This is a genomic window from Nonomuraea sp. ATR24, assembly GCF_041950485.1.
GTDB lineage: Bacteria > Actinomycetota > Actinomycetes > Streptosporangiales > Streptosporangiaceae > Nonomuraea > Nonomuraea ceibae.
The window spans coordinates 34532-57030 of the sequence record NZ_JBGNUU010000016.1 but is presented as its reverse complement, the minus strand read 5'-3'; the positions used below and the strand labels follow the sequence as shown (position 1 = coordinate 57030).

Here is a 22499-nt window from a genome sequence, read left to right as displayed (position 1 = left end):
TCGTGTCAGGTGCGGCAGGACCGCCGCATGCCATAACCACGAACGGGACACCGCCAGAAGGACACCTACCCGGAAAAACTTTCCGGCTACGACAGATCCGCCTCCGCCAGCAGCAGAGGGACGGCGGCCGGGTCGCGGAGCAGCGCGGCCACGGCGAGGCGGTCGTTCCACTGGCCGGTGGCCCAGGCGAGGCCGCGGGCCAGCCCGTCGACGCCGGTGCAGTGGACGGTGCCCTCGAAGAAGCGCCACGTGCACTCCGCGCCGTCGACCAGCAGCTTCTCGTGCTCGACGTACGTCTCGGGCGCCGTCGGCAGCAGGGAGCGCACCTGCGGCGGCACCGGCCGCGTCTCTCCGGACGAGGTGACCTCGCCGGAGGTCAGCTCGCCGGCGAGCGGCAGGTCGAGCAGCTCCGACAGCGACTCGGCCAGGTCGTACGGGGCCAGCACCAGCGGATGACGGGTCACCAGCTGGAGCAGGTCGGGGGCCTCGACCACGACGACGTCCTCGGCGTCGGCCACCACGATGTCGCCGCCGAGCACCGCCCGCAGCCTCGGCGGCGGCGCCACCCGGGACGGCTCGACCCCCGCCAGCGCGACCCACAGCGCCCGCAACTGGGCCCGGTCGACCACGATGGACTCGTCGGCCATCAGGTCGAGCAGCTCCTCCGGGCCGCCGTGGGAGTCGAGCAGCTCGGCCAGCGTGGTGCGCACGCCGAGCATCGCCAGCGCGCCTTCGTCCAGCCCGGCGGGCGCGTCACCGTAGAGGCCCTGGAGCAGCGGGTCGGCGCCCGGCAGCCGCAGCTCGCGCGGCTTGCGCCCGCCGAGCACCGGGTGGCCGGCCAGCCACCACGCGGTGTAGGAGGGCACCTCGACGCCCTCGACGCGCAGCGGGTGGAGCGCAGCGCGCAGCGGCGGCCTGGTCAGCAGCGTCAGCGCGGCCGGCCAGTCGGCCACCAGCTCCAGGTCGCGCACGGCGGCGAACTCCGGCACCACCGGCGGCACGTCCAGCTCGGGGAGCAGGTCGAGGACGTGGTCGAGCCATTCGTCCTCGCCGTCCAGGTCGTGGTCGCAGTCGTCGTGGTCGAGCAGCACGTCGGAGTCGTGCACGACGGCGAACCCGTCGAGCACCCCGGCGGCGGCCAGCACGCGCGGCCCGTAGGTCTCCTCCAGCTCGCCCGCGGCCACGCCGAGATGCGTGTCGGGCTCCAGCAGCCCGGCCAGCGCGCCGCCGGACAGCATCAGCTCACCGGCCGGGTAGAGCTCGCCGTCAGCGCCGCGCAGCGCCAGCGCGCCCAGCCACGGCGCCTCGCCGGGAGCCAGCCCGGCGGCCTCGACCAGCGACAGCACGGCACGCGCCACCGGCTCCGGGTCGGGGCTGTCGAGCGACTGGCCGACGGCGGCCTTGGTGAGCGGGTCTTCGAGGATGGTGCGCGGGCTCGCCTCGGCCGCGCCCAGCCGCAGCAGCACCGGGTGCGCGGCGTCGGGGTGCACGATCCGCAGCCCGAGCGGCGCCAGGTCCAGCCCCGCGTCGAGGCGTACGGAGCCGGGCTCCAGGATGAGCGTGCCGCGCGGGCCGCGCACCAGGCGGCCGTCGGTCAGCGGGACGGGCAGAGCGCCGAGCGACTCGGGGTCGTCGGCCGGCAGCACGTCGTAGAGGGAGCGCCACCACGACGGCTCCCTGCCCTCGACGGCCTCGCCCGACAGCAGGTCGACCACGTCGGCGAGCTCCACGCGGCGCACGCCGAGCGAGGCCATCGCCGAATGGCGGGCAGGCCAGCCGGCGGGCAGCAGCCCGGGCACGAAGTCGGCGACGGCCGCCAGCAGCTCGCCGGACCCGGCGACCACGGCGGCCTCCTTGCCCGCGACCACCCAGCCGTCGGCGCCGGGCTCCTGCGCCGGGTGCTCGACCTGCCATTCGGCGTCGGGCTCGTAGACCTCGGCGTCGGCGAACGACGGCGTCTGCACGGCGGGCGCCGGGGCGGACAGCGCGGGCAGCAGCGGCGTGCCGGGCAGCCGCCGCAGCACGGCCCGCCGGATGCGGGCGTCGAGCTCGCCCTTGCCCATCAGCGCGGGCACCAGGTCGAGCAGCTTCGGGGTGCGCGGCAGCTCGCGCATCAGCCGGACGTAGGCGTCGGCGACCCGCTCGACCAGGAAGTCGGTCAGCGGCCCCGGCGCCACGTGACGCCGGTCGGTGGCCATCGGGAACGACGCGATGAGCAGCGCCGGCAGGTCGAGCGGCTCGTCGCTGGGCGTGGGCGCGTGCACGACCGGGGGCACCGTCGCGGGCGGCGCGGCGGGCTCGCCGCCGGCCGTGAGCGGCACCGCCCAGCGAACCGACCAGAACGGCCGGGCCCGCTCCTCGGTGGGACGGTCGGCGAACAGCTCGGCCACCTCGTCAGGGCCGAACTCACCGGAATCGGACACCACGTGCCAGCCGTCGGCCGACACCGTCCGGACCGTGCCGTCGAGGTCGATCTCGATGGCCGCCAGGGCCGGCATGCCGAGCGGGAGCGCCGGGCTCGTCTCCTCCAGCATGCGGCGCACCGCCACGGCCGACGCCTCGTCACGCAGCGGGAGCCGTACGAGCGTGTCGAAGCCCTCGGGAACGTCGAGCGGGTCGGCGGCGAACGGCAGGCGCAGCAGCGGCACGTGCCCGGAGCGCGAGGCGAGCTCGCCCGCGAGCTCCGGCACCGCGCCCACCAGCGCGGCCGTCTCGGCGCGCGACCAACGGACGGCGCCCGTCTCACGCGAGCCGATGGCGGGCTCGTCGCAGACGGACACCACGGCGGCGAACCCGACGCCGAACCGACCGGCCGCGCCCGCCTCGTCACGCTTGCCGGAGACGCGCAGCGTGGACAGGCCCTCCACGCCGGTCGCGTCCAGCGGCGCGCCGGTGTTGGCGGCCGTCAGCACGCTGCCGCGCAACGTCAGCCGGAGCACCCCTGGCACGCCTGCCCGCAGCGCCGCGTCGGCGGCGTTCTGCGCCAGCTCCACGATCAGCCGGTCGCGGTAGCCGCCGAGGGCGAAGTCCTCCTCGGCGTTGGCGTCCTCGCGGAACCTGGCGGGCGAGGCCGTCCACGCGGCGAGCACGGCGGCTCGCATCCGGTCGGCGCCAAAGGTGTCGGTCATCGATCACGATCCCGGGGTAGAGAGTTGGGGGCCACCGTAGGCTAGCGGCCCGCGCCGACACTCCCCGCCAGAAACGATCAGGAGTGGCCGAGCTCCTCGGAGGCGGATTCGTCGACCGAGCCGGCCTCTTCCTCCATCAGGTCGTAGCCCAGGTCGTCGAGGATGGGCGTGGCCTGCTCCACGGGCGGCGGCATGACCGCGGCCTCGGAATGAGCGCCGCAGCCGTGGTCGGCGGCCACCACCTTGCCGTCGTCGGGCGCGTACTCATTGGCGCACACCCCGAACGTGCGCCGGAGCCCACCCGCGAGCGGCCAGTAGAAGCCGCAGGTGGAGCACTGCGCGGGCGCGGCGTGTGCGATCGGAGTGTGCGGCCCGTGCTCGCCCGAGTGCCAGCGTCTGGCCGCCCGGTCCTTGCCGACGGCCGAGAGCACACGGGCCCGGCCCAGGCCGTACTCGAAAATCATCTGGTGTTCGACGTCGTCGTCGGTCTCGGTGAAGCCCGGCTCCAGCCTGTCGTCGTCCTCGGCGGTCGGCAGCAGGTCGCCCACGCCGAGGTCGCCGGGCCGCAGCCGCTCGCTCCACGGCAGCCACTCGGGCGCCAGCAGCGCGCCGGCGCCGGGCAGCAGGACGGCCTCGCTGACCGTGACCTTCTTCGCCCGCGAGGCGCGGGTGACGGTCACGGCCCAGCGCCAGCCCCGATAGGCGCGGTCGAGGCAGGCGAAGTAATGGGTGACGATCCGGTCGCCCTCGCTCTCGAAACCGAGGTGCTCGCCCGGCTCGCCCGGACGCGCCAGCTCCTCGGCCGCGGTGCGCGCCAGATCGACGGCGGCGACACAGGCCTGGTCGGGGGCGGAGACGCGGGTCCTGGCACGGGTCATCGGCCCGCCTCCGCCGAAAGGTGCTGTTCGCTCACACTTCATTCTCACCCATGCCCGGACCTCGCGGGGCCGACTGACGCGGATCCGGGCACGAGATCCGCGCCCACCAGGACCCCGAGCGGGTGGGAGGGGACCCTTGTGGAGGGGATCCGGCGCGGAGATCGCCAAGGAATCGGGTAAGACTGGTAGGCGTGGAGGGAGGCTGGGAGCGAGCACGGGAGATCTCGCGGCGCGTGGGGCGCGGCGTCGCCGGCGCGGGCCGTGCGACCGCGCGCGCCGCGAAGGCGACCGCGGGCGGCACCGCGCGAGCCGGCCGGGCCACCGCGGGCGGGGCGCGCAAGGTCGGCCGGGCCACCCGGCGGCTCACCCACGCCAACGGCGCCGACCGCACCGGCCTGGGCCGCCTGATCGAGCTCACCGCCGGGCACAGCGCGGGTGACACGCTCGTCACGGTCGCGCTGGCCAGCACCGTGTTCTTCGGGCTCCCGGTCGGCGAGGCGCGCGGGCCCGTCGCCCTCTACCTGGTCATCACGATGCTGCCGTTCGCGCTGCTGGCGCCGTTCGTGGGGCCGATCCTGGACCGCTTCAGGTCCGGCCGCCGCTACGTGATGGCCGGCACGCTGTTCGGCCGCGGGCTGCTGTGCTTCGCGATGGCGGCGGCGGTGGGCCCGCAGGACCTGCCGACGCTGTTCGCCGGGGCGCTGGGCGTGCTCGTGCTGTCGAAGGCCTACAACGTGTCCCGCGCGGCGATCATGCCGAGCGTGCTGCCCGCCGACATCACGCTCGTCTCGGCCAACGCGCGGGTGGCGCTGTTCTCGCTGGTGACGGCGGGCGTGATGGTGCCGGTCGGCGCGGGCCTGACCGCGTGGCTGGGCAGCGCCGCGATCCTGCGGGTGGCGATGGTCGCGTTCCTGGTGGCGGGGGTCTTCGCCGTACGGCTGCCGCGCCACGTGGATTCGCCGGACCTGGAGGAGGAGACGCCGGCGGAGGGCCGGGCGCCGCGCTGGCGGACGCTGTTCAACGTGGGCCCGGCGGTGGCCGAGGCCGTGTGGGCGAACGTGGCCATCCGGCTGTTCTCCGGGTTCCTGCTGTTCTTCCTGCTGTTCCTGGTGCAGGACGGCGGGGTGCCGTGGCTGGCGGAGCCCGACCCGTTCTTCGACGTGCCGAAGACGATCGCGGTGCTGGCGGCGGCGGCCGGGCTGGGCGGCCTGATCGGGGCGGTGGTGGCCAACTGGGCGCGCAACCACGCTCCGGGCGCGCTCGTGCTCGTCACGCTGGCGCTGACGGTGGTCACCATGATCGTGTCGGCGGTGTTCTTCGGCCTGTGGGCGGCGGTCGCGATCTCGCTGGTCACCGCGTTCGCCCAGGAGCTGGGCAAGCTGGCCCTCGACGCGATCGTGCAGCGGGAGATCGGCGAGGAGATGCGCTCGTCCACGTTCGGCGTGGTCGAGGCGATGCTGCAGCTCGCCTGGGTGTTCGGCGGGCTGGTGGGGCTGGTCCTGTCGCTGACCGAGAGCAGCACGGCGGGCCTGGTCACGCTGGCCGTGACGCTGACCGCCGTGCTCGGCTGGCTGGTGGTGACCCGGCGCCGCCGCGTCCGGGCCGCCAAGCGGGCGGTCCGGGTCCGGCATCCCGAGCCGGAGCCGCGGACCGAGCCGCTCGACAGGACCAAGCCGCTGACGAACCCGAACGGCTAGGCGTCCAGGTCGTCGGCGACCGCCCGCAACACCTGCGCGATCTTCTTGGCGTGGGCCGCCTCGGGATGCTTGCCACGCTGGTAGGAGGTGGACACGCCGTCGAGCAACTTGATCAGGTCCTCGACGATGACCACCATCTCGTCCGGCTTCTTGCGCTTGCCCTTGGGCTTGGTCTTGGCCAGGGTCGGCGGCTGGTCGAGAATGCGCACCGAGAGCGCCTGCTGACCGCGGCGGCCCTCGGCGACGCCGAACTCGACTTTCTGCCCCGGCTTGAGTGGCCCGGCATTGGCAGGAAGCGCGGAGGAATGCACGAAGACCTCACCGCCGTCGTCGCGGGTGAGGAAGCCGAAACCCTTGTCGGCGTCGTACCACTTGACCTTGCCACTCGGCACAGGAGGACCTCGTTCAAACAGTCGTGATAGGGATGGACGTAGGTTATGCCCCGTAGAGCGACGGGGCGACCGGGTAAATGCCGATGAATTACACGAGTTCGGCGTGCGGGCGCCATCCGGCGAACCAGGTGGCGAATTCCGTCAGGTCGCCCAGGGCGACATCGGCGCCGTGCTCGCGCAGCTCTCCCGCGCTGTAGGGGCCGGTCGCGACCGTGACGCTGAACGCGCCTCCGGCCCGCGCCGCCGCGATGTCCGCCACATGGTCACCAACATAAGCCGCCGCGCCGAACCTCGCGAGCGCCGTTCCCTTGGCCGCGCCGAAGACGGAACCGGCCACCTCGTCGACGTCCAGCCCGAGGTGCCGCACGGTGCTGGTGGCGTCGCGCTCGTTCTTGCCGGTCACCACGATGACGCGGCCGCCGCCCGCGCGCACGCTCTCGATCGCCTCGTGCGCCCCTTCCATCGCCACGTGCGAGGGCACGCCGACGTCCTGGTAGATCTCCCGGTAGAGGTCGGCCGCGGCCGGGATCTCCTCCGGCGGCAGCCAGTAGGCCAGCTCCTGTTCGAGCGGCGGGCCGAGCCGCGTGACGACCAGCGCGCTGTCGATCGGGACGCCGAGCCGCGAGGAGAGCTCGTCGTAGACCGCCGCGATCCCCGCTCGCGTATCAGCCAGTGTCATGTCCAGATCAAAACCCACCGATGTCGCCACATGTGAAGGATGCCAAAGAACGGGGTGATACGTGTAACGGCGGTTGTTGTGGGACCGTAGGAAAGGAATTACTTATCTGCCGGAGGTAGCGGGAAACAGATGGCCACGAGCACGCGTGAGCGGATCATCGACGAGTCGTTGCGGCTGTTCGCCGAGCGCGGCTACGCCGCCACGTCCGTCGCCGAGATCGAGGCCGCCGCCGGGCTCTCCCCCGGCGCGGGCGGCCTCTACCGGCACTTCAAGTCCAAGTACGAGGTGCTGGCCGCGGCGATCAACGAGCACGCGGCCAGGACGAGCGGCCAGATCGCCGAGAGCCTGGCCGAGCTGAACGGCATGGAGTCCTCGGCCGGCCTGGAGGAGCGGCTGTCGCTGCTGTGCCGGGCGGGGCTGGCCAAGGTGCGCGAGGAGTCGGAGCTGACCCGGGTCTTCTTCCGCGACCTCAGCCAGTTCCCCGAGCTGGTGGCGGTGGTGCGGCAGGGGCTGTTGCAGCCGATGTTCGACGCGATCGTCAGCTGGTTCGAGACCCAGCCGGAGTATCGCGACGTCAAGCTCGACTGGGCGGGCATCGCCGCCGTCCTGGGCGGGTCGGTCGTGCAGTACCGGCTGTTCCAGGAGACGGTGGGCGAGACGCCGGGCCATGCCGAGAAGGACCAGTTCGTCGCGGCCTGGGTGCGGCTGGCGGCGGGCCTGACGCCCACCCCCGCGCCCGTCACCTGAGGCTCAGTCGCGGTCGAGCAGCCGGAGGAACAGCCAGCACACCCCCGCCCCGGCGCCGATCATGAACATGATCCCGCTGGTGTTGAAGAACTCCCGCACGAACGCCTCCAGCCCCGGCCGGTCGCCGACCCGCAGGCCGCCCACGACCACGCCGCCCGCCGTGTAGCCGAGCATCGGCGCACCGGCGCCGATCAGCCGGTCGCGCAGCGTCCAGGTCTCGCTGGACATCACCAGCGCCGCCGCCACCCCCCAGGCGATCGCCGGCGGCCGGAAGATCGCGACGGCCGGCAGGTCGAACGGCACCAGCAGCGCGGCCACCACCAGGACCACCAGGGCGGCGGCCTCGCGCGGACGGTCCTTGACCACGGTCCTGGTCACGGTCCTGGCCGCGCGCCGGTAGTGCGCCACGCCCGGCGGCACGGCGTCGTCCACGGCCCTGGGGAAGGCCGCCGTCGTGCCGGACCGCGCGGCTCCCGTACCCGCTCCAGGCGAGGCCGGGGACGGCGCGGAGGCGTCCGCCAGGCGGCGCGCCTCGCGCTCCACCAGCGCCGCCGGATCGCCGAACCGGGCCAGCACCCTGGCCACGTCGCGGGCGTTCTGGCTGCCGCCGCGCTCCTCCTCGATGCGGGCGCGCAGCCGCCTGGTGAAGTCGAGCCGCTGCTCCGGCCTCAGCACGCCGTACGCCGCGTCAGCGGCCTTGCTGACGTAGTTGAGTATGAGCTGGTCCGCTCGCTCCATCACGCCAAGCAATGCTGCCTCAACGAGCAGGGACATACCATGGCAACGATGGAGTTCACGGAGTGGATCAGGGGGCGTTCCGACGAGGAGCTGCGGGCGCTGGTGTCAGCGCGCCCCGAGCTGATCACCCCGGTGCCGGCCCACCTGGAGGGCCTGGCCTCCCGGGCGGGCAGCCCGTCGGCGATCGCCAGGGTGCTCGACCGGCTCGACCGGTTCCGGCTCGCCGTCGTCGAGACGCTCGCCGTACAACCGGGCCCGATCAGGAAGACGGCGCTGCGCGAGCTGATCGGCGGCGCGCTGGCGGCGGGCAAGCCCGAGCCCGCGCTGACCGCCGCGCTCGACCACCTGCGCGGCCTGGCACTCGTGTACGGGCCCGACTCGGCGCTCGACCTGGCCCCGGGCGTGCGCAAGGCGCTCGACGACCCGGCCGGGCTGGGTCCGACGGCCGAGGCGGCGTTCCGGCACCATCCGCCGGAGCAGCTCGACGAGATGGCCGACGACATCGCGCCCGGCACCGAGGGGCCGGGCCGCGAGCGGCTGGCCGCCGTGCTGGCCGAGCCCGCCGCCCTGGTCGAGGCCGTCTCGCCGGAGGCCAGGGCCGCGCTCGACCAGCTCGCCTGGGGGCCGCCGACCGGCCGGGTGCCCAACGCCAGGCGCGAGGTGCGCATCGGCTCGGCCCGCTCGCCCATCGAGCAGTTGCTGGCGCGCGGCCTGCTGGCGGCGACCGGCGAGGAGAGCGTGGTCCTGCCCCGCGAGGTGGGCCTCTACCTGCGCGGCGGGCGCGTGCACCGCGACCTGCTGGCCGTGCCGCCCGCGCTCGACGGCGCCGCCCGTGACCCGAAGCTGAGCGACGGCACCGCGGCCGGGCAGGCGTTCATGTTCGTCCGGGCGGTCGAGGAGCTGTGCGAGCGGTGGAGCATCGACCCGCCGGGCGTGCTGCGCACCGGCGGCCTCGGCGTGCGTGACATGAAGCGCACCGCCACCGAGCTCGACCTGCCCGAGTGGGCGGCGGCGCTGGTCGTGGAGGTCGCCCACGCGGCCGGGCTGGTCGCGGCGGGCGGCAACGTCGACGGCGAGTGGCTGCCCACGCCCGGCTACGACCTGTGGCGGGTCAGGGGCACCGCCGAGCGGTGGGTGACGCTGGCCTCGACCTGGCTGCACATGGACCGGGTGCCCGGCCTCGTCGGCGAGCGCGACGACCGGGACCGGCCGCTCAACGCCCTGCACACCGATCTGCGCCGCTCGTCGGCCCCGGCCGTACGGGCCGCCACGCTCGGCGTGCTCGCCGCCGCGCCCGGCCTGGCGCCCTCGCGCGACTCCGTGCTCGAACGCCTCGCCTGGGAGCAGCCGCGCCGCCGGGGGCCGCTGCGCGAGCAGCTCACCGAGTTCGCGCTGCGCGAGGCCGAGCAGCTCGGGCTGACCGGGCTGGGCGCGCTGTCCGGCCACGGACGGGCCCTGCTCACCGGCGACGACCCCGCCTCGGCGCTGGCCCCGCTGCTGCCCGAGCCGGTCGACCACGTCCTGCTCCAGGCCGACCTCACCGCCGTCGCCCCCGGCCCGCTCACCAGCGAGCTCAACCGGTGGATGACGCTCGCCGCCGACGTCGAGTCCAAGGGCGGCGCGACGGTCTACCGGTTCGCCGAGAGCTCCATCCGGCGGGCCCTGGACGCCGGGCAGGCGGCCGAGGATCTGCTGGCCATGCTCGAACGCCACTCCGCCACCCCGGTCCCGCAGGCGCTGTCCTACCTGGTGACCGACGTGGCCCGACGGCACGGGCGGATGCGGGTCGGCACGGCCAGCGCGTACGTCCGCTGTGACGACCCGGCGCTGCTCGACCAGCTCACCGCCGACCGCCGCTCGGCCGCCCTGCGGCTGCGCCGCCTGGCGCCCACCGTGATCGCCTCCCGCTCGTCGCGGGCGGCCCTGGTCGACTCGCTGCGCGCCATGGGGTACGCGCCGGTCCCCGAGTCGCTCGACGGCGACGTGATCATCACCCAGCTCGACAGCCGGCGCACCGAGGGCGGCCCGCCCGTCCGCCCGCTGAGCTCACCCAACGGCCTCGACCCCGAGGTGGCGGTGGCGGCCGTCCGCGCCCTGCGCGCCGGTGACGCGGCCCACCTGGCGCGCCGCGAGCCCGTCGACTCCCCCGGCGGCCAGCTCCCCCGCACCCCGGCCACGGCGACGATCTCCGCCCTCCAGGACGCGATCCGGCAGGGCGTGCGGGTGTGGATCGGCTACCTCGACTCCCAGGGCAACGCGACCTCCCGCATCCTGGAGCCGGCGCGCATGGAGGGCGGCTATCTGACCGCCTACGACGAGACGAGAGCGGCGGTGCACCGGTTCGCGCTGCACCGGATCACCGGGGTCTCGGGGATCTGACGTCGGCCGGCCCGGCGGGGACGAGCTCGGCGATCGGGGTGTCCAGGCGGGTCACCTGGGTCGCGAGCGCGACGATGGCGGCCGGTGAGGTGAGGGTGGCGGCGTGGTCACGGCCCGCCGCGAGGTCGGCCGCGCATCGGTGCGGCGGCGTGCCGAAGGTCGCCAGGCAGAGGTCGTAGAGGTCGCCTCCCGGCGGCGGCGCCCAGGGATGCTGCAGGTCGGTGGGGTGTGTGTGGGTGACGACGAGATACGCGCCGATCTCGGCCAGGGCGCGGGCCAGCGGGGTGAGCGGCTGCCCGGCGTGCGGCCAGTCGGGCAGCAGGTAGGCGCGGCCGGGGTCGAACGGCATCCGCGCGAGCAGGTCGGGCACGGTCGTGGCGGGCGACAGGATGGTGATGCTGCCCTCGGCCAGCGGCATCCGCGACAACAGGGCGATGGCGCCCAGCCGCCTGCCGGTCGCCTCGGGGCCGACCAGCGCGAGGAGGTGGCGTTCGGCCAGGCGGCGCACCGCGGGCGGGAAGCAGGCGGGCTCCAGGTAGGTGCGCAGCAGGTGCGCCACGTCGCAGGGCGTCAGCCGGGCGGCCGTCACGTCTGTGAGCGGCGGGAATCCGTCGGCGAGCGTCGTTTCGCCCTGGCGGGGTTCGGTGTCGTTCGTCACTGGACACCTCTGGAACTTTCACGGAAAGTCGCGACCGGTGCGGCGGTGTAATTTTCCTTCGTCAGTAATCGCGGGCCAACGGATTGTTCCGGTTTCCCGTCGGAGGGGCGTGACCAGGCACCTTCGGCGGCGGATGGGTGCTGGACCATGTCGATCATGCTCTCCCTTGCTCGGGACAGTCAGGGTTTGACAAGTACGGAGTTGCCTACCTGCGCCACATTATCCCCATAAGTCACCTCAAAAGTGGATCGGGCCCCCACTGGGCACAGGAATCACGCCAGAGGCGGATTTATGCCTATTTAAGGGCAGGCGGACCACACTCCACAATGACCAGTCAGGAAAGCCGTCCGGTCGATGCGGACAGGGTTGACTCCATGCCGAGGCGCGCAGCAAGTTGGGACCTGTGACCGAGCAAACGCTGGGCCGGTTGGCCGAAGAGTCCTGGAACCGGTTCGAGGACTACGACTCGCTGTTCTACGAGGGGAACTGGCACCGCAGCCACAGCCTGGCCGAGCGGGCCAGGAAGGTCTGCGGCGGCTTCGTGGCGGCCGGGATCCGGCCCGGTGACCGGGTCGTCGTCATGATGGCCACCTCGCCCGACGTGCCCGTCGTCTGCCAGGCGCTGTGGGCCGCCGGGGCGGTGGTGACGCCGGTCGTGTTCCTCGTCGGAGCCGCCGAGCTGCGCCACATCGTGCGCGACAGCGGCGCCCGCGCGATCGTCACCTCCCCCGAGCTCCTGCCCACCGTCGAGGCAGCCGAGGTGGACGTACCCATCCATGTCGGCACCGCCGAGCTCGAACGCGCGGCCGAGCACGGGCCGGTGCGGCGCGACCCCGGCGACCTCGCCGCGCTCATGTACACGGGCGGCACCACCGGCCGGGCCAAGGGCGTGATGCTCAGCCACGCGGGCCTGTGGCAGGTGGCCAAGGCTTCCTACGACATGTCACACCAGCCCGGGATCAACCGCGCCATCGTCCCCGTCCCGCTCTCCCACGCCTACGGGCTGATCGTCACCGTCGCCGGGATGCACGCCACCGAGCCGCCCCAGGCCGTGCTCATGCGCTGGTTCGACCCTGGGCTGTTCCTGCGGCTGGCCGCCGAGGAGCGCGTGCAGTACGGCACCGTGGTGCCCGCCATGCTGCGGATGCTGCTGGCCGAGCCGCTGGACGAGCACCCGCTGCCCGACCTCGCCTTCCTCACCTGCGGCGCGGCGCCGCTCGGCCGCGAGACGCTGGCGGAGTTCGAGCGCCGGATGCCCGGCGTGCGCGTCCTGGAGGGCTACGGGCTGACCGAGACCAGCGCCGTCACCACCTTCAACCCGCCGGACCGGCCCAAGGCCGGCAGCGCCGGGCTGCCCCTGCCCGGCTACACGATCACGATCCGCGACACGGACGGCGAGGCCGTCGAGCCCGGCGACGTGGGCGAGATCTGCGTGGCCGGCGAGGCGCTGATGCTCGGCTACTGGGGCGAGCACGAGCCCGACCCCGACGGCACCGCGCTGGCCGGCGGCGAGCTGCGCACCGGCGACCTCGGCTGCGTGGACGACGACGGCTACCTGTACGTGGTCGACCGGAAGAAGGACCTGATCATCCGGGGCGGCTTCAACGTCTTCCCGCGCGACGTCGAGGACGCCCTGAACGCCCACCCCGACGTGGTCATGTCCGGCGTCGTCGGCCGGCCGGACCCGCGCCACGGCGAGGAGGTCGTGGCCTTCGTCCAGCTCGGGCCGGGCGCGACGGCGACCGCCGACGAGCTGATCACCTGGGCCCGCGACCGGGTCGGCCGGGTCAAGTATCCGCGCGAGATCACGTTCGTCGACGCCATCCCCGTCACCAGCGTGCTCAAGCTGGACCGCAAGGCCCTGAGGGCCCGCATTCGGGCAGGGCACCTGACCAATCCGTGATAAATGTTGACCGGACAGGAGGTGGCATGAGCCAGCAGGATCAGCCCGGCGGCTATCCGTACCAGCCCTACGGCGCAGACTACGGCTCGCAGCCACCTCCCGAATACGGCTATGGCTACGGCTACGGCTATCCACCGCCGCCTCCGCGCAACCAGCCCAGCGCCAACGCGATCGTCTCCCTCGTCCTCAACCTGCTGGCCGTGGTGAGCTGCTGCAACCTGCTCGGCATCCCCGGCGCGATCCTGGCCGGCCTGTCGATGCGGGCCTCGGCCTCCCCCGAGTCCGCCCGGTCCATGGTCGTGTGGAGCTGGGTGCTGTTCGGGGCCGGGTTCGTGCTGACCGTCGGCCTGTTCGTCTTCCTCGGCGTCAACGGCTATCTAGAGGACGACTAGCCAGTCCGGGGACTGTATTGGCCTTCGCGCGTGTTGGATAGGCGTCAACCGTAGAAGGGATGCTGGTGAACGACGGCCCGCTCATCGTCCAGTCCGACAAGACGCTGCTGCTCGAAGTCGACCACGAGAAGGCCGACGCGTGCCGGAAGGCCATCGCGCCGTTCGCCGAGCTCGAACGGGCGCCCGAGCACGTCCACACCTACCGCGTGACGCCGCTGGCGCTGTGGAACGCGCGTGCCGCCGGGCACGACGCCGAGCAGGTCATCGACGCGCTGATCAGCCACAGCCGCTACCCGGTGCCGCACGCCCTGCTGGTCGACATCGCCGAGACCATGGCCCGCTACGGCCGGCTGCGCCTGGAGAAGGACCCGGTCAACGGCCTGGTGCTGACCTCGACCGACCGGGCCGTGCTCGAAGAGGTGCTGCGCTCGAAGAAGATCCAGCCGATGCTGGGCGAGCGGCTGGGCGGCGACTCGGTCGTCGTGCACCCGAGCGACCGGGGCAACGTCAAGCAGGCGCTGCTCAAGCTGGGCTGGCCGGCCGAGGACCTGGCCGGTTACGTCGACGGCGAGCACCACACGATCAAGCTCGCGCAGGACGGCTGGTCGCTGCGCCCCTACCAGCAGGAGGCGGCCGACGCGTTCTGGCACGGCGGCTCCGGCGTGGTCGTGCTGCCGTGCGGCGCGGGCAAGACGATCGTCGGCGCGGCCGCGATGGCCCACGCCCAGGCGACGACGCTCATCCTGGTCACCAACACGGTCAGCGCCCATCAGTGGAAGCAGGAGCTGCTCAAGCGCACCTCGCTGACCGAGGACGAGATCGGCGAATACTCCGGCTCGAAGAAGGAGATCCGCCCGGTCACGATCGCCACCTACCAGGTGATGACGACCCGGCGCAAAGGCGTCTACAGCCACCTGGAGCTGTTCGACGCCCGCGACTGGGGGCTGATCGTCTACGACGAGGTGCACCTGCTGCCCGCGCCGATCTTCCGGATGACCGCCGACCTGCAGGCCCGCCGCCGCGTCGGCCTGACGGCGACGCTGGTGCGCGAGGACGGCCGCGAGGGCGACGTGTTCTCGCTGATCGGCCCCAAGCGCTACGACGCGCCCTGGAAGGAGATGGAGAACCAGGGCTGGATCGCCCCGGCCGACTGCGTCGAGGTGCGGGTCACGCTGAGCGACGAGGAGCGGCTGGCGTACGCGATGGCCGAGGCGGAGGAGCGCTACCGGTTCTGCGCGACGACGCCGTCCAAGACGCACGTGACGGAGGCGCTGGTCCGGCGGCACCTGGGCGAGCAGGTGCTGGTCATCGGCCAGTACATCGACCAGCTCGACGAGCTGGGCGAGCACCTGAACGCGCCGGTCATCAAGGGCGAGACGCGGATCAAGGAGCGCGAACGGCTCTACCAGGCGTTCCGCGACAAGGAGATCCAGGTCCTGGTGGTGTCGAAGGTGGCCAACTTCTCCATCGACCTGCCGGAGGCGGCGGTGGCCATCCAGGTGTCGGGCACGTTCGGGTCGCGCCAGGAGGAGGCGCAGCGGCTCGGGCGGGTGCTGCGGCCCAAGTCCGACGGGGGCGGCGCGCGCTTCTACACGGTGGTGAGCCGTGACACGGTCGACCAGGAGTTCGCGGCGCATCGTCAGCGGTTCCTGGCCGAGCAGGGATACGCGTACCAGATCATCGACGCCGACGACGTGCTGGGCGGGGTGTGAGCCCGGCCGCTCCGTAAGAGCGGCCAGGCCAGGTCTAGTGCCTCACGTCCACGAGACTCCGCGGGCCGTCGACAATCGAACCACCCCCCTCACTGCGTCCTCTCATCGGCGCTGCCAGTCCGGCAGCGACATACCCTGATGATCCGACAAACGCACCTGGTATGCCCGGATTTTTCGGTATTTCCCAGCTTCGTTACAGCTAGGTGCGGAGCAGCAGGCCGCCGAGGAACAGCACTCCTTCGGCCGCGATCCACGCCGCGGCCCCCGCTCCCATCAGCCTGCCGAACAGCCGCGGGTCGCGCCGGGCCGCTCCGGCCAGCCAGGCCGCCAGCGTGCAGCCCGCGGCGGCGACGGCGAACAGCCCCGACACCGCGGACACCCCGGCGAGCCGGCGCGAGCAGTCGGCGGCGAGCTCGGTCCCCGAGCAGAACGCCTGCAGCCCCCAGCCCGCGAACACCGACAGCCCCCACAGCGCCGCCAGCAGGAAGCTCGCGACGGTGGGAATGATCGGCGAGATGCCGAGCCGGACGCGCGCCACGCCGGTTTCCTACCCCCTCGCGCGCCCGGCTAAATGCTTTTGAGGCCCACCGGCACGGCCACTAAACTGGCGGATTCGCTACCTGTTACCACCACCTCCGACCACCACCGGGAGGCGCTTTCGCATGCCCACAGACCAACTGGCTCCCGACATACCCTCCGACGTGCTCGCGGCCGAACAGGCCCACCTGGCCGAGTCCCGCGCCGCGCTGAAGGCCATGCGCGCCCACGCGCAGTCGCTGTCGGCCGACGCCGCCGGCGACTGGGTGTCGCAGCAGATCCTCCAGTCGCTGCTCGACCAGCGGGTCGCCGCGCTGGCCGACCACCCCGACACACCGCTGTTCTTCGGCCGCCTCGACCGGGGCGCCGACGACGACCTGCCGCCCACCATCTACGTCGGCCGCCGCCACGTCCACGACGGCGGCAGCCGGCCCCTGGTGATCGACTGGCGGGCCCCGGTGTCGCGGGCCTTCTACCAGGCGAGCCCGGCCGACCCGATGGGCGTCGTGCTGCGGCGCCGCTTCGGTTATCACGGCGGGGCGCTGACCGCGTTCGAGGACGAGCCGCTCGGCCAGGGCGGCGACATCGGCCCCTCCAGGATCCTCACCGAGGAGATCGAACGCCCCCGCACCGGCCCGATGCGCGACATCGTGGCCACGATCCAGCCCGACCAGGACGAGATCGTCCGCGCCGCGCTCGCCCAGACCGTGTGCGTGCAGGGCGCCCCCGGCACCGGGAAGACCGCGGTCGGCCTGCACCGGGCCGCCTACCTGCTGTTCACCCACCGCGAGCGGCTCGCCAGGTCCGGTGTGATGATCGTCGGGCCGAACCGCGCCTTCCTGTCCTACATCTCCTCCGTGCTCCCCGCGCTCGGCGAGGTCAAGGTCGACCAGACGACGGTGGCCGGGCTGCTCGGCGAGCACGCCGCCGCCGAGGACCCCCTGGTCGCCGCCGTCAAGGGCGACGCCCGCATGGCCGCCGTCCTCGAACGCGCCCTGTGGCTGCACATCGTCAAGCCCGAAGAGGGCCTGGTGTTCACCAAGGGCGCCTACCGGCACCGGGTGGCCGACTACGAGGTGCGCGAGATCGTCGCCTCGCTGCGCGGCACCACCCGCTACGGTCCCGGCCGGGCGGCACTGGCCCAGCGGCTGGCGCACCTGGTGCTCGTACGGATGGAGCAGCGCGGCGAGTCGCCCGACGACCGGGTGCAGGACGCGGTGGCCCGGTCGAAGCCGGTCAAGCAGCTCGTCGACGCGGTGTGGCCGAAGCTGACGCCGGAGCAGGTGCTGTATCGGCTGCTGTCGGACGCGGAGTTCCTCGCCAAGGCCGCCAAATCCGATTTGTCGCCCGACGAGCAGCAAATGATCCTTTGGCGGAAACCGTACCGGAGCTGGAAGTCCGCGAAATGGTCCGCGGCCGACGCCGCGCTCCTCGACGAGCTCGCCGACCTCGTCGAACGCACGCCCTCACTCGGCCACCTGGTGGTCGACGAGGCCCAGGACCTGTCGCAGATGCAGCTCCGCGCGCTCGGCCGGCGCTGCCGCAACGGCTCCGCCACCGTGCTCGGCGACCTCGCCCAGGGCACCACCCCGTGGTCCACCAGCTCCTGGGAGGACGTGCTGCGCCACCTCGGCCAGGACACCGGCGAGGTCACCGAGCTGACGCTCGGCTTCCGCGTGCCGCGCGAGGTCCTCGACTACGCCGCCCGCCTGCTCCCCTCCATCGCCCCCGGCCTGGCCGCCCCCCGCTCCCTGCGCCCCGGCGCCGGCTCACTCTCGGTACGGCCCGGCGGCGAGCTCCGCCAGGCCGTGACCGAAACCCTGGCCAAGGAGGGCTCGATCGGCGTCATCGTCCCCGACGCGCAGGTGGCGTCCGCGTCCGCCGCGCTCGACGGCGTCGCCCACGCCGTCCTCGACCCCGACGCGGCCGACGAGCACCGCCTGCTGATCGTCCCGGCGACGCTGGCCAAGGGCCTGGAGTACGACCACGTGATCGTGGTCGAGCCCGCCGACATCGTCGACGCCGAGCCCCGCGGGCTCGCCCGCCTGTACGTGGTGCTCACCCGTGCCGTGACGTCCCTGACCGTCCTGCACGCCAAACCCCTGCCCGCCCAGCTCACCGGCTGACACGGCGCGCGGGGCAGTGGCAGCGGCGCCGATCGCTCCTAGGATGACGGGGAAAAGCCATCACCCCTAGGAGGAAACCGTGCCGGCACCGCTGCCACACGAACACCTGCCGTCCGCCCCGGCGCTCGTCGTGCAGAGCGACGACATCACCGACGGCGACCGGCTGAACGACCTCCACGTCTTCAACGACTGGGGCATGACGGGCCAGAACCTGTCCCCCGCCCTGCGCTGGTCCGGCGCCCCCGACGGCACCAGGAGCTACGCCGTCACCTGCTTCGACCCCGACGCCCCCACCGGCAGCGGGTTCTGGCACTGGGTGCTGTTCGACATCCCCTCCTCGGTGACCGAGCTGCCCACCGGCGCCGGCACCGGCCCCGAGTTCAAGGGCCTGCCGCAGGGCGCCGTCCACGCCCGCAACGACTACAACACCAAGGAGTACGGCGGCGCCGCGCCCCCGCCCGGCGACCCGCACCGCTACGTCTTCACCGTGCACGCGCTGTCGGTCGACAGCCTCGGCGTCGACAGCGACACCTCCCCCGCCGCGGTCGGCTTCAACATCACCGCCAACACCCTGGCGCGCGGCCACATCATCGCCCATTACGGCGTCTGACCGGCTCTGATCGGTTCGCGGCCATTTGATAAGTTCGCGAACCATGAGAGACCTCGGGGTGGACATCCGGTTCGGCGGCCCGGGCGACGTGGAGCCCGTCCTGGACTTCTGGCTCCACGCCGCCGAAGGCACCGACCGCCGCGACTCCCCCGACAAGGTCACCGCCCTGCTCGAACGCGACCCGGAGGCGCTGCTGATCGCCGAGCTCGACGGCGCGCTCGCGGGCACCCTCATCGCCGGCTGGGACGGCTGGCGGGCACACCTGTACCGCCTCGCCGTCCACCCGGCCCACCGCCGCAAGGGCATCGCCACCGCGCTGCTCGCCGCCGCCGAACGCCGCTTCACCGCCTTCGGCGCCTTCCGGGCCGACGCCATGGTGCTGCACGACAACACCCTCGCCCACCCGGCCTGGTCCGCCGCCGGCTACTCACCCCAGCCAGAGTGGTCCCGCTGGGTCAAGCCCCTGCCCTGACCGCCCCACCGCCCGGACCGCCCCGCAGGGTCTCCGGCCCCCACCCCCAAGGTCCTCGACCCACGCGCTTCGCGCGCCGGCGGCTCGGGCCGCGTCCAAGGGACGCCCCGCCACAAGCGCCCCGCTCGCCAGGCCCGCAACGTGACCACCTCGTCCCACCCCCACGGAAACCGCGGACGAGAGCGGCCACCCGCCACCCCGAAGCAGGCCCAGAACCACCTTCACCCCTGCTTGAAGATCTCGAACATGGCGAAGTAGTTCTCGCTCCCGTGCCCCTCCGCGATCGCCCGTTCGGCGAGTTCCTTCATCAACCGGGGCTGCTCGGAATGGACGCCCTGTTCGGCGCTGGTCCGGACGATGTGCTCCAGCGCGTTGAAGTTCATCTGCAGCGTCCCCAGATCTCCCGGATACGCCCCTTCGTCCAGGCTCGGCGCCTGCTGGGCGAGCCAGGCGGGGTTGAGCACCACGGGCATGAACCAGCCCAGCGCGAGCTCGGAGAACTCGGCCGCCGGCGCCCCCGCCGAGCCGACCAGCGCGGCGGCGTGCAGGAACCCGTTCACGGTCGCGTACATCATCTCCAGCATGGCGGTGTTGAACAGCACGGCCAGGCCGGGGTCGGCGCCGAGGTGGCGGGGGTCGCCCAGGAGCGCCAGCGTCTCCCGGTGCCGGTCGAAGACGTCCTGCGGCCCGGCGTACAGGAAGACCGACCCGGGCTCGCCGACGAGCGGCGGCGGCACCATGATCGCGCCGTCGAGGTAGCCGAGGTCGCGCCCGGCTGCCCAGTCCGCCGTGTCGCGCGCTTCCGCGGGCGTCCCGGAGGTGAGGTTCACCAGCGTGCGGCCCTGGAAGGCGGCACCGGCGGCGTCGAGGACGCGGTGCGTGGTCGGGTAGTCGTTGAGGCACAGGATCGTGACGGGGCTGGCGGCCACGGCCTCGGCGACGGTGGCCGCGCGGCGCGCCCCCTTGGCGGCGAGGGCGTCGGCCTTGCCGGGGGTGCGGTTCCACACCGTCAGGGTCAGGCCCTTGCCGAGAAGCGTCTCCGCCAGGACCAAGCCCATGGGGCCCAGGCCGATGACGGTGACCGCGGTGCTGTTCTGTCCGGATGGATGCTGTTCTGTCATACACATAGGCTGGACTCTCACATCGGCGTGAGAGTCAACTCGAAGTGGCGGTCGTCACATGCGGATCGGAGAACTGTCGCGGCTCACGGGCGCCAGTGTGCGCTCGTTGCGTTACTACGAGGAACAGGGCCTGCTCCGGCCGTTGCGCCGGCCCAGCGGCTATCGGGAGTATCGCGAGGAGGACGCCGCCACGGTGCGGGGCATCCGGCTCCTGCTCGCCGCCGGGCTCAGCACCACGACGATCGGCGAGGTGCTCCCGTGCATGGTCGACGACGGCGGGATGCTGGCGCCGGCCTGTGGCGGGATGATCCCCGACCTGCTGCGCGAGCGTGAGCGGCTCAGCGCCGCCGCGGCCGACCTCATGGCCGCCCGTGACCGGCTGGACGCCATCCTCGCGACCACCTCGGCGCTCGATCCCGTGGACCCGTCGGAGTGCGAAGCGATCGCACCGGCCACCTGACCGGGCGTCACCCGGCGGCCCCCAGCACGAGGGACGCGACGGCGAACGCGAGGAAGACCCCCGGGAAGCCGATGTTCCCGAACACCCGTTGCCGGACGTGGAGAGCCACCGCCCCCACGAAGAACAGCACGAGCCCCAGAGCGGCGGCGCCCCCCACGAACGGCACCCCCACCAGCCCGAGGAGCAGTCCCACGGCCCCGGCCGCCTTGAGCAGGCCCAGCAGCGGTATCCAGGACGGCGAGATGCCGACAGCCGCGGCGTTGGCCAGGACGATCTCGGCGCGGGCGAAGTCGGCGACGGCGGCCCAGAGGTTGATCACGATCGTGGCCACCGTGACGACCACATAGGCGACGTACATTGCCTTTCCCCCTTTCCTCCCACATCCCAGCCTTGTCCCGCGCCCCCACCGGCGTCCAATACCTGCGTCTATAACCTGGGGGCATGGATGTGGACACGAGGTTGCTGCGCTACTTCGTCGCCGTGGCGGAGGAAGGCAGCCTCACCCGGGCCTCAGCTCGCCTGTACGTGTCGCAGCCGGCGCTGACCAAGCAGATCAAGCAGCTCGAAGCGCTGCTCGGCGCCGAGCTGTTCCATCGTTCCCGGGCCGGGATGTCCCTGACCGAGGCGGGCCGGGCGCTGGCGGAGCGGACGCCCGCCCTGCTGGCCGACTGGGACGTGGCGCTGCGGCGCACCAGGCAGGCGGCCGGCCGGGCGGCCCGCGTGCTGCGGGTGGGCTTCCTGGCCAGCGCCGCCAACGAGGCCACCCAGCGCATCGTGGCGGAGTTCGCCCGTGCCAGGCCGGGCTGGCGGGCCGACCTGCGCCAGGCCGCCTGGTCGAACCCGACGGCCGGGCTCGCCACGGGGGACGTCGACGTGGCCCTGCTGCGCCTGCCGTTCCCCGGCCAGGACGCGCTGCGCGTGGAGGTGCTCTTCTCCGAGCCGCGCTGGGTGGCGCTGCCCTCGGCCCATCCGCTGGCCGCCCGCGACGTGATCGCCTTCGAGGAGCTGTGGGACGAGCCGTTCGTGGCGGCTCCGGTGGAGACGGGCCCGTGGCGGGACTACTGGCTGGCGGCGGACGAGCGCGACGGCCACCCGGTGCGCGTCGGCGCCGTCACGGAGCAGCCCGACGACTGGCTCAGCGCCATCGCCAACGGCTACGGCGTCGCCCTGGCCCCGGAGTCCGCCGCCCGCTTCTACGCCCGCCCAGGCGTCACGTACCGCCCCGTCAGCGGCGTCAGCCCCACCCGCGTGGGCGTCGCCTGGACCCCGGCCGACGACGCCAACCCCGTCGTCCAGGACTTCGTCCGCTGCTGCCTGGCCGTCAGGCGGAACGACTGACCGGCGGGCGGCAGGCGTCGGCGATGGCCTGGGGGTCCCAGTAGAAGGGCCGGCATTCGAGCATGCGCCCGTCCCGTACGGTGATCAGCTGCATGATCAGGGCGTCGACGTCCCGCCCGGTGGCGCGGGCGCGGAAGCGGACCCGGTTGCGGACGACCACCGTGCTGTCGTCGCCCCAATGCTCCTGCTCCAGGAATTCCATCGACTCCCACACCTCGCTGAAGGCGGCGAGAAAGCGTTCCATCCCGTCATGCCCGCGCCAGGTTCCCGTTCCGGTGAAAGGCAATCCCGGCGCCTGGTGCAGCACCACTTCAGGGTCGAGGTGTACGGCGACGTCGTCGTACGACGCCTTGCCGAATCCGCCGGCGGCGACGTACGCGGCCTCGGCGGCGTAAAACTTCTCCATGACTGCCCAAGCGCTCATTGCCCCAGAGTTCCACCCGGACCGGAACCTGGCTGGCGTGGATCAGACCTGTTTGTCGCGCACAAGAGAAGAAGCCGCCCCTATTTAGGGACGGCTCCGATAAACACA

General features: G+C 72.9%; 21 protein-coding genes. 11 read left to right on the top strand and 10 right to left on the bottom strand.

Annotation, left to right across the window (positions count from 1 at the left end; translation table 11 throughout):
- Positions 1–86: 86 nt before the first annotated feature.
- The gene (locus ACBI99_RS32120) at positions 87–3128 is read right to left on the bottom strand and encodes a sacsin N-terminal ATP-binding-like domain-containing protein (protein ID WP_375074181.1); all 3042 of its coding nucleotides are present in this window, start codon (positions 3126–3128) and stop codon (positions 87–89) included.
- 77 nt (positions 3129–3205) lie between these two features.
- A complete protein-coding gene (locus ACBI99_RS32115; protein WP_219506284.1) occupies positions 3206–4006 on the bottom strand; it encodes a DUF3027 domain-containing protein in 801 nt (266 codons plus the stop codon).
- Between the two features lie 191 nt (positions 4007–4197).
- Here ACBI99_RS32115 and ACBI99_RS32110 point away from each other — a divergent pair, with 191 nt between their 5' ends.
- Positions 4198–5703: an MFS transporter gene (locus ACBI99_RS32110; protein WP_219506281.1), complete on the top strand. Its 1506-nt coding sequence runs from the start codon at positions 4198–4200 to the stop codon at positions 5701–5703.
- Here the strand turns inward: ACBI99_RS32110 and ACBI99_RS32105 are convergent.
- Positions 5700–6095: a cold-shock protein gene (locus tag ACBI99_RS32105; RefSeq protein ID WP_219506279.1), complete on the bottom strand. Its 396-nt coding sequence runs from the start codon at positions 6093–6095 to the stop codon at positions 5700–5702. The two genes, ACBI99_RS32110 and ACBI99_RS32105, sit on opposite strands and share 4 nt — an antisense overlap.
- An 88-nt stretch (positions 6096–6183) precedes the next feature.
- Positions 6184–6792, bottom strand: a complete 609-nt coding sequence (locus ACBI99_RS32100; protein WP_308125796.1) for an HAD family hydrolase — start codon at positions 6790–6792, stop codon at positions 6184–6186.
- Between the two features lie 111 nt (positions 6793–6903).
- Here ACBI99_RS32100 and ACBI99_RS32095 point away from each other — a divergent pair, with 111 nt between their 5' ends.
- On the top strand, positions 6904–7521 hold the full coding sequence (locus ACBI99_RS32095; protein ID WP_219506276.1) for a TetR/AcrR family transcriptional regulator: 618 nt from the start codon (positions 6904–6906) through the stop codon (positions 7519–7521).
- Positions 7522–7524: 3 nt separating this feature from the next.
- Here ACBI99_RS32095 and ACBI99_RS32090 read toward each other — a convergent pair whose 3' ends face one another.
- Complete coding sequence (locus tag ACBI99_RS32090) at positions 7525–8262, bottom strand: hypothetical protein (RefSeq protein WP_219506274.1); 738 nt, start codon at positions 8260–8262, stop codon at positions 7525–7527.
- Positions 8263–8307: 45 nt separating this feature from the next.
- Between ACBI99_RS32090 and ACBI99_RS32085 the strand changes: the two genes are divergently transcribed.
- Positions 8308–10638, top strand: coding sequence for a helicase C-terminal domain-containing protein (locus tag ACBI99_RS32085; RefSeq protein WP_219506273.1), 2331 nt, complete (start codon positions 8308–8310; stop codon positions 10636–10638).
- Here the strand turns inward: ACBI99_RS32085 and ACBI99_RS32080 are convergent.
- Positions 10616–11296 carry a hypothetical protein gene (locus ACBI99_RS32080; protein WP_219506271.1) on the bottom strand — a complete coding sequence of 227 codons (681 nt, stop codon included), beginning with the start codon at positions 11294–11296 and terminating at the stop codon, positions 10616–10618. The two genes, ACBI99_RS32085 and ACBI99_RS32080, sit on opposite strands and share 23 nt — an antisense overlap.
- A 403-nt stretch (positions 11297–11699) precedes the next feature.
- On the opposite strand from ACBI99_RS32080, the gene ACBI99_RS32075 reads away from it, so the two are divergent.
- The 3 genes from ACBI99_RS32075 to ACBI99_RS32065 are packed head-to-tail and all read left to right on the top strand — an operon-like array spanning position 11700 to position 15303.
- Complete coding sequence (locus ACBI99_RS32075) at positions 11700–13199, top strand: class I adenylate-forming enzyme family protein (RefSeq protein ID WP_375074180.1); 1500 nt, start codon at positions 11700–11702, stop codon at positions 13197–13199.
- A gap of 26 nt (positions 13200–13225) precedes the next feature.
- Positions 13226–13591 carry a hypothetical protein gene (locus ACBI99_RS32070; RefSeq protein ID WP_219506267.1) on the top strand — a complete coding sequence of 122 codons (366 nt, stop codon included), beginning with the start codon at positions 13226–13228 and terminating at the stop codon, positions 13589–13591.
- A gap of 59 nt (positions 13592–13650) precedes the next feature.
- Positions 13651–15303: a DNA repair helicase XPB gene (locus ACBI99_RS32065; protein WP_219506264.1), complete on the top strand. Its 1653-nt coding sequence runs from the start codon at positions 13651–13653 to the stop codon at positions 15301–15303.
- 199 nt (positions 15304–15502) lie between these two features.
- Here the strand turns inward: ACBI99_RS32065 and ACBI99_RS32060 are convergent, their stop codons facing one another.
- Positions 15503–15841: a hypothetical protein gene (locus tag ACBI99_RS32060; RefSeq protein ID WP_219506262.1), complete on the bottom strand. Its 339-nt coding sequence runs from the start codon at positions 15839–15841 to the stop codon at positions 15503–15505.
- A gap of 124 nt (positions 15842–15965) precedes the next feature.
- Between ACBI99_RS32060 and ACBI99_RS32055 the strand changes: the two genes are divergently transcribed.
- The 3 genes from ACBI99_RS32055 (at position 15966) to ACBI99_RS32045 (ending at position 19048) form a co-directional block, all read left to right on the top strand.
- Positions 15966–17966 (top strand): AAA family ATPase, encoded by a 2001-nt coding sequence (locus tag ACBI99_RS32055; protein WP_357591479.1) that lies wholly within the window; start codon positions 15966–15968, stop codon positions 17964–17966.
- Between the two features lie 79 nt (positions 17967–18045).
- Positions 18046–18576 carry a YbhB/YbcL family Raf kinase inhibitor-like protein gene (locus ACBI99_RS32050; protein ID WP_375074179.1) on the top strand — a complete coding sequence of 177 codons (531 nt, stop codon included), beginning with the start codon at positions 18046–18048 and terminating at the stop codon, positions 18574–18576.
- A 43-nt stretch (positions 18577–18619) separates the two neighbouring features.
- Positions 18620–19048: a GNAT family N-acetyltransferase gene (locus ACBI99_RS32045; RefSeq protein WP_357591481.1), complete on the top strand. Its 429-nt coding sequence runs from the start codon at positions 18620–18622 to the stop codon at positions 19046–19048.
- Positions 19049–19269: 221 nt separating this feature from the next.
- On the opposite strand, the gene ACBI99_RS32040 is transcribed toward ACBI99_RS32045, so the two are convergent.
- Positions 19270–20169: an NAD(P)-dependent oxidoreductase gene (locus tag ACBI99_RS32040; protein ID WP_375074178.1), complete on the bottom strand. Its 900-nt coding sequence runs from the start codon at positions 20167–20169 to the stop codon at positions 19270–19272.
- Positions 20170–20227: 58 nt separating this feature from the next.
- Here ACBI99_RS32040 and ACBI99_RS32035 point away from each other — a divergent pair, with 58 nt between their 5' ends.
- Positions 20228–20629, top strand: coding sequence for a MerR family transcriptional regulator (locus tag ACBI99_RS32035; RefSeq protein WP_375074177.1), 402 nt, complete (start codon positions 20228–20230; stop codon positions 20627–20629).
- Between the two features lie 7 nt (positions 20630–20636).
- Here the strand turns inward: ACBI99_RS32035 and ACBI99_RS32030 are convergent, their stop codons facing one another.
- Complete coding sequence (locus ACBI99_RS32030) at positions 20637–20987, bottom strand: DoxX family protein (protein ID WP_375074176.1); 351 nt, start codon at positions 20985–20987, stop codon at positions 20637–20639.
- 83 nt (positions 20988–21070) lie between these two features.
- Here ACBI99_RS32030 and ACBI99_RS32025 point away from each other — a divergent pair, with 83 nt between their 5' ends.
- Positions 21071–21967 carry a LysR family transcriptional regulator gene (locus ACBI99_RS32025; protein ID WP_364180554.1) on the top strand — a complete coding sequence of 299 codons (897 nt, stop codon included), beginning with the start codon at positions 21071–21073 and terminating at the stop codon, positions 21965–21967.
- Here ACBI99_RS32025 and ACBI99_RS32020 read toward each other — a convergent pair.
- Positions 21951–22373 carry a nuclear transport factor 2 family protein gene (locus ACBI99_RS32020; protein WP_364180552.1) on the bottom strand — a complete coding sequence of 141 codons (423 nt, stop codon included), beginning with the start codon at positions 22371–22373 and terminating at the stop codon, positions 21951–21953. The genes ACBI99_RS32025 and ACBI99_RS32020 overlap by 17 nt on opposite strands.
- Positions 22374–22499 lie beyond the last annotated feature (126 nt).